The sequence below is a fragment of the Methylomonas sp. Kb3 genome (genome assembly GCF_002834115.1).
Lineage (GTDB): Bacteria > Pseudomonadota > Gammaproteobacteria > Methylococcales > Methylomonadaceae > Methylomonas > Methylomonas defluvii.
The window spans coordinates 206,016-218,795 of sequence record NZ_PIZT01000007.1; the positions used below are offsets into that span (position 1 = coordinate 206,016).

14 protein-coding genes are annotated in these 12,780 nt (G+C 54.8%); 11 read left to right on the top strand and 3 right to left on the bottom strand.

Going from position 1 to position 12,780, the window contains the following annotated elements:
* Window positions 1-163 precede the first annotated feature (163 nt).
* The 11 genes from CWO84_RS06285 to CWO84_RS06335 all read left to right on the top strand — a co-directional run bounded on the left by CWO84_RS06285 (window position 164) and on the right by CWO84_RS06335 (window position 10,569).
* Window positions 164-1,192, top strand: coding sequence for an efflux RND transporter periplasmic adaptor subunit (locus CWO84_RS06285; protein WP_101052082.1), 1,029 nt, complete (start codon window positions 164-166; stop codon window positions 1,190-1,192).
* Window positions 1,189-2,970 carry an ATP-binding cassette domain-containing protein gene (locus CWO84_RS06290; RefSeq protein WP_205800350.1) on the top strand — a complete coding sequence of 594 codons (1,782 nt, stop codon included), beginning with the start codon at window positions 1,189-1,191 and terminating at the stop codon, window positions 2,968-2,970. Before CWO84_RS06285 ends, CWO84_RS06290 begins: the two co-directional genes overlap by 4 nt.
* Complete coding sequence (locus CWO84_RS06295; protein ID WP_101052083.1) at window positions 2,967-4,088, top strand: ABC transporter permease; 1,122 nt, start codon at window positions 2,967-2,969, stop codon at window positions 4,086-4,088. Before CWO84_RS06290 ends, CWO84_RS06295 begins: the two co-directional genes overlap by 4 nt.
* A gap of 5 nt (window positions 4,089-4,093) precedes the next feature.
* A complete protein-coding gene (locus CWO84_RS06300) occupies window positions 4,094-5,206 on the top strand; it encodes an ABC transporter permease (RefSeq protein ID WP_101052084.1) in 1,113 nt (370 codons plus the stop codon).
* Window positions 5,207-5,446: 240 nt separating this feature from the next.
* A complete protein-coding gene (gene nifB, locus CWO84_RS06305) occupies window positions 5,447-6,943 on the top strand; it encodes a nitrogenase cofactor biosynthesis protein NifB (RefSeq protein WP_033156077.1) in 1,497 nt (498 codons plus the stop codon).
* 144 nt (window positions 6,944-7,087) lie between these two features.
* Complete coding sequence (locus tag CWO84_RS06310; RefSeq protein WP_020484742.1) at window positions 7,088-7,372, top strand: 4Fe-4S dicluster domain-containing protein; 285 nt, start codon at window positions 7,088-7,090, stop codon at window positions 7,370-7,372.
* Window positions 7,373-7,377: 5 nt separating this feature from the next.
* A complete protein-coding gene (locus CWO84_RS06315) occupies window positions 7,378-7,803 on the top strand; it encodes an ArsC/Spx/MgsR family protein (RefSeq protein WP_033156078.1) in 426 nt (141 codons plus the stop codon).
* Window positions 7,800-9,077, top strand: a complete 1,278-nt coding sequence (locus CWO84_RS06320; RefSeq protein WP_101052085.1) for an FprA family A-type flavoprotein — start codon at window positions 7,800-7,802, stop codon at window positions 9,075-9,077. Before CWO84_RS06315 ends, CWO84_RS06320 begins: the two co-directional genes overlap by 4 nt.
* A 189-nt stretch (window positions 9,078-9,266) precedes the next feature.
* Entirely contained in the window at window positions 9,267-9,554 is a 288-nt protein-coding gene (locus tag CWO84_RS06325) for a 2Fe-2S iron-sulfur cluster binding domain-containing protein (RefSeq protein ID WP_020484745.1), read from the top strand.
* Window positions 9,555-9,574: 20 nt separating this feature from the next.
* The gene (locus CWO84_RS06330) at window positions 9,575-9,925 is read left to right on the top strand and encodes a 2Fe-2S iron-sulfur cluster binding domain-containing protein (RefSeq protein ID WP_033156080.1); all 351 of its coding nucleotides are present in this window, start codon (window positions 9,575-9,577) and stop codon (window positions 9,923-9,925) included.
* A gap of 38 nt (window positions 9,926-9,963) precedes the next feature.
* Window positions 9,964-10,569: a nitrogen fixation protein NifQ gene (locus tag CWO84_RS06335; RefSeq protein ID WP_101052086.1), complete on the top strand. Its 606-nt coding sequence runs from the start codon at window positions 9,964-9,966 to the stop codon at window positions 10,567-10,569.
* Between the two features lie 72 nt (window positions 10,570-10,641).
* On the opposite strand, the gene CWO84_RS06340 is transcribed toward CWO84_RS06335, so the two are convergent.
* From CWO84_RS06340 to CWO84_RS06350, 3 genes are all read right to left on the bottom strand, one after another.
* Window positions 10,642-11,217: a hypothetical protein gene (locus CWO84_RS06340; protein ID WP_101052109.1), complete on the bottom strand. Its 576-nt coding sequence runs from the start codon at window positions 11,215-11,217 to the stop codon at window positions 10,642-10,644.
* A gap of 4 nt (window positions 11,218-11,221) precedes the next feature.
* Window positions 11,222-11,923: a HupE/UreJ family protein gene (locus CWO84_RS06345; protein ID WP_101052087.1), complete on the bottom strand. Its 702-nt coding sequence runs from the start codon at window positions 11,921-11,923 to the stop codon at window positions 11,222-11,224.
* A gap of 126 nt (window positions 11,924-12,049) precedes the next feature.
* Window positions 12,050-12,751 carry a hypothetical protein gene (locus CWO84_RS06350; protein WP_129871341.1) on the bottom strand — a complete coding sequence of 234 codons (702 nt, stop codon included), beginning with the start codon at window positions 12,749-12,751 and terminating at the stop codon, window positions 12,050-12,052.
* Window positions 12,752-12,780: the final 29 nt, after the last annotated feature.

Below are 12,780 nucleotides of genomic sequence, written 5' to 3' on the forward strand. Positions count from 1 at the left end.
CTCTGCGCCTGAAAAATAAGGTTGCCCGCAGTGTACTAAAGAAGCTGCGTAAAGGCCAAGGACAGTATCGATTAACTGGCGGGGTAAGTTGTTAGATGCATCTCAGGCTCGGCTTTCAGTATACTGAGCCGACACGTTTAAATCAGCGGCGGGTAATTCATAGATGATTAGTAAACCAGGCCTGTATCTCGTTGGGGGAGTAGCTGCCGTTGTGCTGGTCTCCAGCGGTTTTTATCTGAAGGAGGGAAATCGGCATACCGATGCCTTGATCCTGTACGGCAACATGGATATTCGCCAGGTGGAACTGAGTTTTCACGATCCGGAGCGCGTCGAGCAGATCCTGGTTCAGGAAGGCGAGCGGGTCAAACGCGGTCAATTGCTGGCGACGCAGGCTTTGGAGCGGTTTCAATACAGCCGCGATCAGGCCGCGGCCAAGGTGGACGTGCAACAACATCAGCTGGATAAGCTGCTGCACGGTTCGCGGCCGCAGGAAATCGGCAAGGCTGGCAATGATGTCAAAGCGGCGGAAGCGGCGGTGGTACTGGCTAAGAAAGAGTTGGTCCGTTTTCAGGCGTTGGTCAAACGCAAACTAAGCTCCGCCGAGTCCCTGGATCGGGCGCAAGCCCAATACGACGCGGCCCAGCAGAGTCTGCAAGCCTTGAAACAGCAATATGCGCTGACTGAAATCGGCCCGCGCCGGGAAGATATTCAAGCGGCGCAAGCACAACTGAAAGCTGATCAGGCCGCGTTACAGCTGGCTGATAAAGTCTTAGCCGATGCGCGCTTGTATGCGCCGCAGGATGGGGTGGTCCAGAACCGCATCCTGGAGCCCGGCGACATGGCCAGCGCCCAAAAGCCGGTTTTGACGTTAGCCTTGCGCGAGCCGTTGTGGGCGAGAACCTACGTGGCGGAAGCTGATTTGGGACGACTGCGTTATGGTCTGCCGGCCAGTTTGGCCAGCGACAGCTTTCCGGATAAAAGCTACCCCGGTTGGGTAGGGTATATGTCGCCGACCGCCGAATTTACGCCCAAAACGGTAGAAACCACCGAGCTGCGCACCAGCCTGGTCTATCAAGTACGGATCTACGCCTGCGACCCGGACGATCAATTGCGGCTGGGTATGCCGGTCACCGTGAGGATAGACACCCAGCAAGCACCGATGGCACAACCGAGCTGCGAACCCGCGCCGTGATTGCCATAGAGGCCGATGCCGCACCGGCGCCATTGACCTTCAGGTCGGTAAGCAAACGCTTTACTGCCGGTGAACGGGTCGTACCGGCCTTGCGGGATGTTTCCTTGCGGCTGTCGCTCGGCCAAGTCACGGCCTTGGTGGGCCCGGACGGTGCCGGTAAAACTACCTTATTACGCTTGGCGGCCGGTTTGTTGTTGCCCAATAGCGGCAGCATAAGCAGTTTTGGTTTGGATACGGCCGCCGCCGGTGCCCAATTGCACCAATTAATCGGCTATATGCCCCAGCGTTTTGGTCTTTATGAGGACTTGAGCGTGCTGGAAAACCTCAATCTTTACGCCGATCTTTACGGCATATCGCTGCAGGACAGGCAGCAGCGCTTCGCCGAGCTGATGCGCATGACCAATCTGCAAAAGTTCAACCAGCGTCTGGCCGGCCGGCTATCCGGCGGTATGAAGCAAAAATTGGGTTTGGCCTGCACCTTGTTGAATCGGCCGAAATTATTGCTGTTGGATGAACCGTCGGTCGGCGTCGATCCCTTGTCGCGCCGCGAGTTGTGGCAAATTATCCAGTCCTTGGTGGCGGAGTTTGGCACCACCGTCTTACTTAGCACGGCGTACATGGATGAAGCCGAGCGTTGCCAGCAGGTGGTATTGCTGGATAGCGGCGAAATTCTGCATCAGGATGCACCGGCCGGCTTTCATCGTCTGGCGGAGGCTTGCAGTTACCAGTTGTCCAGTCCGGTATTGGGTAAACGCCTGCTGCAACAACGTTTGCAGATGCATGCCGATTTAATCGACTCGGTGGTACAAGGTGACACAGTGCGGGCTGTGGCGCGCGCCAATTGCCAGCCGGATTGGACGGCGATATTCGATACTGCCGAGCAAGTGCGGATTACGCCGGTGCCGCCGCGTTTAGAGGATGCTTTTATCATGCTGTTGCTGGCTAGGCACGAGGAAAAGTCGCCAGTGGAAACCGTCTGTTTTGTACCCGGCAATGGTTCGCGGTTTTTGGCGACGGAGCACGCAGCAGTGATTGAAGTCGAGCAAGTTGACCGCTGGTTCGGCAATTTTCAGGCGGTTAAGAAACTGTCTTTCGAGGTGAGGCACGGCGAGATTTTCGGCTTGCTTGGTGCCAACGGCGCCGGTAAAACCACGACATTCAGAATGTTATGCGGCTTGCTGCCGGCCAGCAACGGCCGCTTGCGGGTGGCCGGCCTGGATTTGCGCAATGCGGCAGCCCAGGCCAGGGCCAGACTGGGCTATATGTCGCAGAAGTTTTCCTTATACGGACAATTGTCGGTCAAACAAAATCTGCAGTTTTTCAGCCATGCCTACGGTTTACGCCATAAGCGGCGAACAGAGCGTATAGCCTGGGCGCTTCAAGAGTTTGACCTGACGGAATTTGCCGACACCAATAGCGTCGATCTGCCGCTGGGTTACAAACAACGGTTGGCGCTGGCTTGCGCGCTGATGCACGAGCCCGAGATTCTGTTTCTCGACGAACCGACTTCCGGCATCGATCCGCTGGCGCGCCGCGAGTTTTGGAATCGCATCAATAGCCTGGCGGCGCAAGGCGTGACGATATTGGTCACTACGCATTTCATGGAAGAAGCCGAATATTGCGACCGGCTGTTGATCATGCGCGAGGGCGACATCCTGGCCGCCGGCACGCCGGCCGAGATTCGTAGCCGTAGTCAAACCGCCGAGCAAGCGCCGGCCGAGACGATGGAAGAAGCTTTCATTCGCTTGCTGGAACTCACAGAGGAGTCGGCCGGATGAGTGCCGCCAGCCAGCGCCTGTTGGGCTTGATTCGCAAGGAGTTTTTACAAGTGCTGCGCGACCCCAGCAGCCTGGCGATTGCGTTTGCGATGCCGGTGTTCTTGCTGTTGTTGTTTGGCTACGGGGTGTCGCTGGATGCGCGCCGCGTGCCGATAGGTCTGGTAATCGAGCATGTCTCGCCGGCATCGCGCAGTTTTAGCGCCGGCTTCGATTATTCGGACTATTTTCAGGCGCATTACTTCCGCGACCTGCGTGAGGCCCGGCAGGCCTTATTGACCCGAAAAATCAACGCCATCGTGCATTTGCAGGCGGATTTCGATCAGCGGTTGACCGGCAGCGAACCGGCGCCGATTCAGGTTATTGTCAATGGAGTGGATGCCAATACCGCCCGCCTGACCAGCGGTTATGTGCAAGGCGTTTTTGAAACCTGGCTCAACGCTCGTGCCGCTTGGCAGGGGCAGGAAGCGCCGCAGCCGGTGCAATTGGCGGCCCGGGTTTGGTACAACAGCGCCTTGCGTAGCCGTAATTTTCTGGTGCCGGGCTTGATCGCCGTGATCATGACCTTGATCGGCGCCTTATTAACCGCTTTGGTGATGGCCCGCGAATGGGAGCGCGGCACGATGGAGGCCTTGATTTCGACGCCGGTCAGCGTCCGGGAAGTGCTGCTCGGCAAACTGATTCCGTATTACTTACTGGGCATGGGCGGCATGTTGCTGTCGATAGGCATGGCAGTGTTTTTGTTTCAGGTGCCGCTGGTCGGTTCCTTGTGGGTGTTGCTGATGGCGGGCACATTATTTTTGCTGGCGGCGCTAGGCATGGGTTTGTTGATTTCCATAGCCGCCAAAAATCAGTTTGTCGCCGGGCAGATTGCCATTGTGGTGACTTTTCTGCCGGCCTTTATCCTGTCCGGATTTATTTTCAATATTGATAGCATGCCGTGGGCGGTGCAGCTGTTTACCCATTTGGTGGCGGCTCGTTATTTCGTGGCGATTTTGCAGACCGTATTCCTGGCTGGCGATATTTGGGAAGTCATATTGCCCAACGCATTGGCCTTGTTATTGATGGCGGCGGCGTTTCTGGCCTTGGCCCTGTGGCGGGCGCCGCGCCGTCTGGAGTGACGAATATGTGGTGGCGCATCCAGGCTTTATTGATCAAGGAATTCCTCAGCCTGCTGAAGGATAAAAAAAGCCGCTTTGTATTGATCGTGCCACCGCTGGTGCAGTTATTTTTGCTCAGCTATGCCGCTACTTATGATCTAAACCAACTGCCGATCGCGATTTACAACGAAGACCGTGGCAGCGCCGCCCGCGATTTGATCGCCCGCTTTAACGGCGCGCCGGCGTTTCGGGAGGTGTTGCGCATCGAGCGCCAGGCGCAAATCGCCGCAGCACTGGACAGCAAGCAGGTGTTGATGGTGTTGCATATCGGCCAAACATTCAGCCGCGATTTACTGGGTGGCCGGCAATCGGCACCGGTGCAGATATTACTGGACGGCCGCGATTCCAATACGGCCCAGATTGCCTTGGGCTATGCCCGTAACGTGATCAGCCAGTTCAACAGCGATTGGGCGCGCCAGCACAACCAAACCGGGCCGCCGGCGGAGTTGCGCGTCAGGGCCTGGTTTAATCCCAATCTGGAAAGCCGTTGGTTTATCGTGCCCGGTATCGTCGGCTTGCTGACCTTGGTGGTGACGATGACGGTGGCTGCATTATCGGTGGCGCGCGAACGCGAACAGGGCACGTTCGACCAACTGCTGGTGACGCCGTTCACGCCGGCGGAAATTCTGATCGGCAAAGCCATTCCCGGTCTGATCATCGGTGTAGCTGAAGCGTCGTTCAGTATTTTTATGGTGGTCTTCTGGTTTCAGGTGCCGTTGTTGGGCAGCCTGGCCGCGCTGTATATCGGCATCGTGTTGTATGTGTTTTCGGTGATTGGTGCCGGTTTGATGATTTCCTCGTTATCGGTCACCCAACAACAGGGTCTGCTGGGTGGCTTTCTGGTGATTGTCCCGGGCGTAATCTTGTCCGGCTACGCTACGCCCATCGAGAACATGCCGGAATTGGTGCAGCAGCTGACGTTCGTCAATCCGCTACGTTATTTTTTGATCATTATCCGCGGGGTATTTCTGGAAGGCTTGGGGATTGCCGATTTAATCGACCAATACTGGCCGCTGGCGCTGATCGGTTTGTGCTGTTTGAGTTGCGCCGGCTGGCTATTTCGCAAGCGTATGTACTGAACGATGCCTGGCGTCTGAGTTGCCTCCGAAATTGCCTGCTTTCAGGCCTTTGGCGCTTTGTCCAAATCCTGACAATCGGCCGGCGGGGATTGTGCCGTTACAAACATTAGGCGGCCGTATATTGGGGTGTTTGGTAGTTTATCTTAAAAAATAATTTATATATCAGTAAGTTAAATTGATTTCATAACTGGCATGGCCTGTGCTTTCTCACTGCATAACCAATCAAGTGAGGTGAAGAATATGGAACTGCCAGTATTAAACGAAACTCCAGCAGCCAGCGCAGGCGGCTGCTCCTCCCATTCTTGCGGTACAAGTGATGATCAACTCGGGCATTTGTCCGACGAGATTCGCTCCAAGGTAGAAAATCATCCTTGTTACTCGGAAGATGCGCACCACTATTTTGCCCGCATGCACGTGGCAGTGGCGCCGGCTTGTAACATCCAATGCCACTATTGCAACCGCAAATACGATTGCTCCAACGAGTCGCGTCCCGGCGTGGTGTCCGAGTTGTTGACGCCCGATCAAGCCGTGAAAAAAACCATGGCGGTGGCGGCCAACATCCCGCAAATGACCGTGCTGGGTATCGCCGGCCCCGGCGACCCGCTAGCTAACCCTGAGCGCACCTTCGAAACCTTCCGCCGTTTGAGCGCTGAAGCTCCCGACATCAAGCTTTGCGTTTCCACCAATGGCCTGGCCTTGCCTGAATCGGTCGAAGAACTGGCCAAACACAACATCGACCACGTCACGATCACGATCAACTGTGTTGATCCGGAAATCGGCGCGCAAATTTATCCGTGGATTTTCTGGGAAAACAAACGGATCAAGGGCGTGAAAGGCGCGAAGATCCTGATCGAGCAGCAACAAAAAGGTCTGGAAATGCTGACTGCCAGAGGCATTTTGGTCAAGGTCAACTCGGTGATGATTCCCGGCGTCAACGACAAACACTTGGCGGAAGTCAGCAAAATCGTCAAAGCCAAGGGGGCTTTCCTGCACAATGTGATGCCGTTGATCGCCGAAGCCGAGCACGGCACCTTCTACGGTGTGATGGGCCAACGCGGTCCGACTCAGGACGAGTTGATGGATCTGCAAGACGCCTGCTCCGGCGACATGAATATGATGCGTCACTGCCGGCAGTGCCGGGCCGACGCGGTTGGCCTATTGGGCGAAGACCGCGGCGACGAGTTCACCATGGACAAAATCGAGGCGATGGAAATCGATTACCAATCGGCGATGGAAAAACGCAAAGTGATCCACGAAGCGATTGCCGAGGAAATGCACAGCAAGCGCGCCGCGAAAGCGGAAAAAGCTGCCGGCCACGCCGACGAGCCCAAGCTGAATACCCGTCCCGTGTTGATGGCTATCGCGACCAGCGGTCAAGGCGTGATCAATATGCACTTCGGACATGCCAAAGAGTTTCTAATCTACGAAGCCTCCCCGAACGGCGTGCGTTTCATGAGTCATCGCAAAACCGATTTGTATTGCGGCGGCGACGATACCTGCGGCGACGGCGAGAGCGTGTTGCAACAAACCATTCGTTCCCTGGCCGGCTGTGAAGCGGTGTTGTGCTCCAAAATCGGCTACGAGCCATGGGACTTGCTGGAAAAAGCCGGCATCGTACCCAACGGCGAGCATGCGATGGAGCCTATCGAAGAAGCGGTGATGGCGGTTTACAAGGAAATGGCTGCCGCCGGCAAATTGGACGAGGCTGCGCCGCAAGAAGAGCGAGCGACGGCATAGCCCAATATTTCCTCTCCGGCCGGAGAGGGTAGGGTGAGGAGAATCAAAAAAGCTTTGCTTATTCAATTCCCCTCACACCAGCCCTCTCCATCAGGAGAGGGAGATTGTTAGAACTGATTAACCATCGAATACAAAGGTAACGTCATGGCCTTACAAATCATCGAATCCTGCGTCAACTGTTATGCCTGCGAGCCGTTGTGCCCCAGCAAAGCCATCTACATGTCGGAAAAAGCCGGGCATTTCAGGATCAATCCGAAAAAATGTACCGAATGCGAGGGCGATTATAAAGACACGCAATGCGCCAGCATTTGCCCGATTGAAGGCGCGATTCTCGACGCACTGGGTGTGCCTATCAACCCGCCCGGCTCGCTGACCGGTATCCCGCCCGAAAAAATGGCCGAGGCGATGGCGGAACTACAAGCCCATTAACGGCTATGGCTACCGTGCATTTCTATGAAAAGCCGGGCTGCTTGAACAATACCCGGCAAAAGCAATTGCTGAGTGCCGCCGGCCATTTGCTGGTGGTCTACGATCTATTGCAGCAGCCGTGGGGCAGGGAACCGGGCAAGTTGCGCTCGTTTTTCGGCGACATGCCGGTGGCGGATTGGTTTAACCGCAGCGCACCGGCTGTCAAACAAGGGTTGGTCGATCCGAACGCCGTCAGCGCAGACGAAGCAATCGCGCTGATGGTGGCGCAGCCGTTGTTGATCCGTAGGCCTTTGATGGAGGTCAACGAACAGCGCGTCTGCGGTTTCGACCAACAACAGGTCGATGCCTGGTTGGGCTTGGCTGCCTTAGCTTCGCAAAAGGATTTGGAAACCTGTCCCAAGCAGTCGCGCTCTGAGGCCTGCAAGCCATGAACAGCGTCAGATTGGAGAGCGAAGACGGCGTACCGCTGGCGGTGGCCTTGTCGGAGCGCGTGCATTGGGTCGGTGCGCTGGATCCGAATTTGCGCACTTTCGACATCATCCTGAAGACCGCCAACGGCACCAGCTATAACGCCTATGTGATTCGCGGCAGCGAAGGCGTGGCGGTGATCGATACCGTCAAGGAAGGCTTTGCCAACGCCTTTTTCGCCCGCCTGGAAAGCGTTGCAGACTATTCGGAAATCAAAGTCATCGTCCTCAATCATTTGGAACCCGATCATACCGGCGCCTTGCCGGAGTTGATGAAACGGGCGCCGCACGCGCAGTTGTTCATTTCCCAAAAAGCCCAGTCCATGCTCAAAGGCCTGCTGAAGCAGGACGAGTTGAGCTTTACCCCGGTGCTGACCGGCGACAAGGTCTCGCTGGGCGACCGAAGCCTGGAGTTTTTGCACACCCCGTATTTGCATTGGCCGGACACGCAATGCACCTACGCGCCGGAAGAAGCGATGCTGTTTTCCGGCGACGTGTTTGGCTGCCATTTTTGCGACAACCGCTTGTACAACGACAAAGTCGGCGATTTTCGGTTTTCCTTCGAGTACTACTACGCCCACATCATGCGGCCGTTCAAGGAATACGTGGTCAGGGCTCTGGAGTTGATCGAACCCTTGCCGCTGAAACTGATTGCACCGACCCACGGGCCGATCTTGCGTGACCGCCCGCAGCATTACATCCAGCGTTATCGGCAGTTATCCAGCCCTGCTTTGCATAACGAGCTGCGGCCCAATCAAAAAACCCTGCTGATTTTTTACATTAGCTCTTACGGCAATACCCGGCGCATGGCGGAAGCGATATATCAAGGCGCGATGCAAGTCGAGGATGTGCGCGTATCGCTTTACGACCTGGAGGGTGGCGAGGTGGCGCCGTTTGTCGATTTGATCGAGGAAGCCGACGGTTTGGTGTTGGGTACGCCGACCATCAACGGCGATGCGGTCAAGCCGATATGGGATCTGCTCTCGTCGCTCGCGGTGGTCAATCTGAAAAACAAACTCGGCGGCGTGTTCGGTTCTTACGGCTGGACCGGCGAAGGCGTGCGCCTGGTGGAAGACCGCTTGCGCGGCTTGAAACTGCGGGTACCGATTCAAGGCCTGCGCGTCAAGCTGATTCCTACCGACGACGAGATACTCGAGTGTAAGGCCTTTGGCTTGGAGCTGGCCCAGGAGCTCACCGGGGCCAGAGAATCACGGGTGATTAATTTTGCGGACCTGTAAACCGGATTAAACAGACGCTTGCTATTGAGTCTACAGCGGTATTCGTAGGCTAAACCGATTCACGGACGGATCGGTGACCTCATCGGCTGTAAGGCCGGTGAAAATCAGGAATCGTTTCGATTCCAAACCGGTTGGTCCTCAGATTAGAGGCTGCCGAGATGACTTTTAATACCTTATGGAGTTTTTACAATGGCCAAAGCGACCATTACATTTGAAGATATAAACGTGACGGTTACCGTCCCCGCCGGCACCCGGGTGATTGAGGTGTCCGAGAAAGTAGGTTCCGGCATTACTTACGGTTGCCGGGAAGGCGATTGCGGAACCTGTATCATGAAAGTGACTGCCGGTTGGAACAACTTGACCGAGCCGTCCGTACTGGAAGACAAAATTTTGCGAGAAAACATGGCCGGCAAACACAACCGTCTGGCTTGCCAAGCGCAAGTATTGGGCGGCGAAATTTCCCTTAAACCAGTATAAGTAACGCAAAGGAGTAACACATGGCATTAGTCACATTTACCAGTCCCGAATACCGGGATAAAACCGTTTACGCCGTTGCCGGTAGTCACACCCAGACTATTTTGAAGCTGGCTCTGGAAAACAAGATCCCCATCAATTTCGAATGCGAAGATGGCGAATGCGGCACTTGCGTGGTCCGCGTCACCAGCATCGATAAAAAGCTGGAGCGCATGGGTGGCACGATGACCGAGAAGGAAAAAGCCCTGCTGAAACAAATCGGTAAAGTCACTACCGAACAGTTGGAGCAAATGATCGTCGACGACTTGCCGCCGGAGTGGCGTTTGGCTTGTCAGATGATCGTGAGAGATGAAGATATTCGCGTTGAGTATTAATCGTCTGCGTCATCGTTAAATAGGCCGGAGAATCGAGTATGAGTTGCACACTTAGCATGGCATCGAATGATAGGGTAGACCCCTTGGTTATGAAGTCGCGTCAACACAGTTATGAGGATCTACTGGCCTGTGCCGACCAGTCGCCCAACAGCGTCTGGTTGGCGCAAATTATCGCCAGTTGGTGTGTCGGTGATGGTGTGCTTCCCGATAGATTGGGCTTGAATCCAGTACAATTTGAACAGCTTATCGACCGCTACTTTCCCGGCTATTCCTTGGCGCCGAAAGCCTTTTCCGGTAGCAGTCTGGATTACAGCCGCATGTTGGAAAAACAGGATTTGGAAGTCCTGCTTGCGCAATTCGCCGCCAATCCCGGCGCGGAAACCGAATGGCTGATCGCGCTGATCGTCGCCGCCTGTTTGGGTAGCGATCATTTGTGGCAGGATTTGGGCTTATGGTCGCGCAGCGATTTATCGGCCATGCTGGGCTACAACTTTCCGGAATTGCTGGTGCGCAACAGCAAAGACATGAAATGGAAAAAGTTTTTGTACAAACAACTGTGCGAAGCGGAAGGCTTATACGTTTGCCGGGCGCCGTCCTGTGAGGTTTGTAAAGATTATCAGCAGTGCTTTGGGCCGGAAGACTAAGCGTTTTCGTTTGTTGGCATCCCCCCGTTTTGATGTCAGTCAGCTTGGTTTCCTTGAGCCGATGATTTTAGATCACATCAAGCCCAAAATCCGATAAGCCCCTTTCGTATTTAAAACCACAGTAACCGGCGCGCTGGATTTGTTTTCCCAATACCAGCCGTGCGAGCCTTCAAAGGGCGCGCTTAACGAGCCGCTGGATTGGCTATCGGTCGTTTCTTTATAGCTTTTGAAATAGCCGGTTTTATCGCCTTGCGGCTCGCCGTGAAAATCAAAATACAGCGCCGCGCCATTAGTCGACCACGAATATTCCAGGGCCGCGCCTTTGGCGAGATGAAATTTGTATTCCAGACCTTCTCCGGCCGGCACCACGATTTTTACCGTATCCTGCCATTGCGAAGCTGGCGCCTGTTGCGCCGCATTCGCAACTGTTTGCGGCTCCGGGCAAGCGCTTACGGCTGATTGATTGGCGGTTTTGCTTGGCGACGCCAAGCTAGTTAAACCGGGCATGTGCCCAAACCCGGTCGGATCTATGCCGTATTCAGCGGGCAACACCGCAGTAATCAGCACAACGCCAGCCAATAGCGTTGCCGACAGGCTGGCAATGGTCAGCGATTTAATTGATTGAACTGGCGGATTGCTATCTTGCATCGAGTTATCCATGGATGATGTAGCCCGTGATTTGGTAGCCGAACAGAATCAAGCCGCCGGACATTAACAGGGTGTTGGTGGTTGCTGAAAAGGCGTAATAACTGCGGTGGCGGCGCCAGAAGTCCAACGCGATCAGGATAAACAGCAGAGCCAGAAATTGGCCGATCTCCACACCCACATTAAACGCCAATAAGTTTTTCCAAAGCCCGGTTTCTGGCAGCGAAAAATCCTGCAATTTGGTCGCCAGGCCAAAGCCGTGAAACAGGCCAAAAATCATCACTGCCCATTTGGTATTGGGCTGAAACCCCAATAGGCGTTGAAAACCGCCCAGGTTGTCGAAGCCTTTATACACAATCGACAAGCCGATAATGGCGTCGATGAGAAACGGATTGACCGAGATGCTGCTTAACACGCCGAACAGCAGCGTCAAGCTATGTCCCAAGGTAAACAGGCTGACATAGACCAGCACGTCGCAAGTGCGGAATAAAAAGAAAATCACCCCCACCAAAAACAACAAATGATCGTAGCCGGTGACCATATGTTTGGCGCCGATATACAAAAACGGGCCGATGGCGACGCCTTGGTTGGCCAGCAAAAACCGTTCTGTGTTGGTGTCGACGCCGTGAGCGAAGGCGGCGGGGCTGAGCAGCGTCAATAACGATAAACAGCCGATAACACTGGCATTACGTGATATTGCGGAAAACATGTTTAAAGGGTTGGGTTTAATGTGGCAATGATTGTGAGCTGATAGATACCAGCGCGAAGGCGGCAGAATACCCCGATTAAGCCGCTCGTGGAAAGGGGGGGCCTCTAAGATTAACTTTCGATACGGTTACTTCTTGGGTATGGCCGGATGCCGATTGCCCAAGTGATCGATGTCGTCCAAGCTCATAATCGGCGAATACATTAGATCGTTGATATCGCTGGAGCGTTCCCAACCCAAAACCATTTGGCCGATGGCGCGTTTGGTCATTTTTATAAATCGCGATTCGAGATGCTGGCGGCTACCAGGCGAATTTTCGGGTTCCGGATGCATGCGCGCAGCCGAAACCACCGAACAGCGGCAGACCTTGTCGTGGAAGGAAAACTGGAAACGAAAATTCCGGGCGCGGCTGTTGATGTCGCGGTTGGTCAGAAATATGAAATAGGTGTTGCTGTCCGCTTCCGGCAAACGCTGCATCACGGTTTTAGCTTGTTCGAAGATGTCTTCCGCCGCGAATTGTCGGGTGCCCGGCATCGGCACCAGGCCTTGCGTGCCCATCGCCACCGTGCCTTTGACCCACAGGCCGAACTCCTTACTCAAATCCCTGCCGATTTGCGCTGCAACATCTTCCGAGAAATCATTCAACGGAATCAGATAAACATTCACGGGACCGGTTTTTTCGATGGCGGCTGGCGGGTAGAGCGAGGCGGTCGATATGGATTTTGGCGTTGGAGCCGGGTCGGCTGTGGCTAAGGGCTGGGTATATCGAGAGCTTGTTGTGCAGGCGGCGAAAGTAGCCAACAAAATTATTGCTATTGATAAATGTTTCATTCGGGTTGTCCTGAGCTCATACAAGTTGA

What these genes read in the sequence shown, in the direction of transcription:
- nifB (WP_033156077.1), top strand. Translation starts at nt 5,447, where the DNA reads ATGGAACTGCCAGTATTAAACGAAACTCCAGCAGCCAGCGCAGGCGGC.
- CWO84_RS06295 (WP_101052083.1), top strand. Translation starts at nt 2,967, where the DNA reads ATGAGTGCCGCCAGCCAGCGCCTGTTGGGCTTGATTCGCAAGGAGTTT.
- CWO84_RS06345 (WP_101052087.1), bottom strand. Translation starts at nt 11,923, where the DNA reads ATGTTTTCCGCAATATCACGTAATGCCAGTGTTATCGGCTGTTTATCG.
- CWO84_RS06315 (WP_033156078.1), top strand. Translation starts at nt 7,378, where the DNA reads ATGGCTACCGTGCATTTCTATGAAAAGCCGGGCTGCTTGAACAATACC.
- CWO84_RS06285 (WP_101052082.1), top strand. Translation starts at nt 164, where the DNA reads ATGATTAGTAAACCAGGCCTGTATCTCGTTGGGGGAGTAGCTGCCGTT.
- CWO84_RS06340 (WP_101052109.1), bottom strand. Translation starts at nt 11,217, where the DNA reads ATGCAAGATAGCAATCCGCCAGTTCAATCAATTAAATCGCTGACCATT.
- CWO84_RS06300 (WP_101052084.1), top strand. Translation starts at nt 4,094, where the DNA reads ATGTGGTGGCGCATCCAGGCTTTATTGATCAAGGAATTCCTCAGCCTG.
- CWO84_RS06335 (WP_101052086.1), top strand. Translation starts at nt 9,964, where the DNA reads ATGAGTTGCACACTTAGCATGGCATCGAATGATAGGGTAGACCCCTTG.
- CWO84_RS06350 (WP_129871341.1), bottom strand. Translation starts at nt 12,751, where the DNA reads ATGAAACATTTATCAATAGCAATAATTTTGTTGGCTACTTTCGCCGCC.
- CWO84_RS06320 (WP_101052085.1), top strand. Translation starts at nt 7,800, where the DNA reads ATGAACAGCGTCAGATTGGAGAGCGAAGACGGCGTACCGCTGGCGGTG.
- CWO84_RS06310 (WP_020484742.1), top strand. Translation starts at nt 7,088, where the DNA reads ATGGCCTTACAAATCATCGAATCCTGCGTCAACTGTTATGCCTGCGAG.
- CWO84_RS06330 (WP_033156080.1), top strand. Translation starts at nt 9,575, where the DNA reads ATGGCATTAGTCACATTTACCAGTCCCGAATACCGGGATAAAACCGTT.
- CWO84_RS06325 (WP_020484745.1), top strand. Translation starts at nt 9,267, where the DNA reads ATGGCCAAAGCGACCATTACATTTGAAGATATAAACGTGACGGTTACC.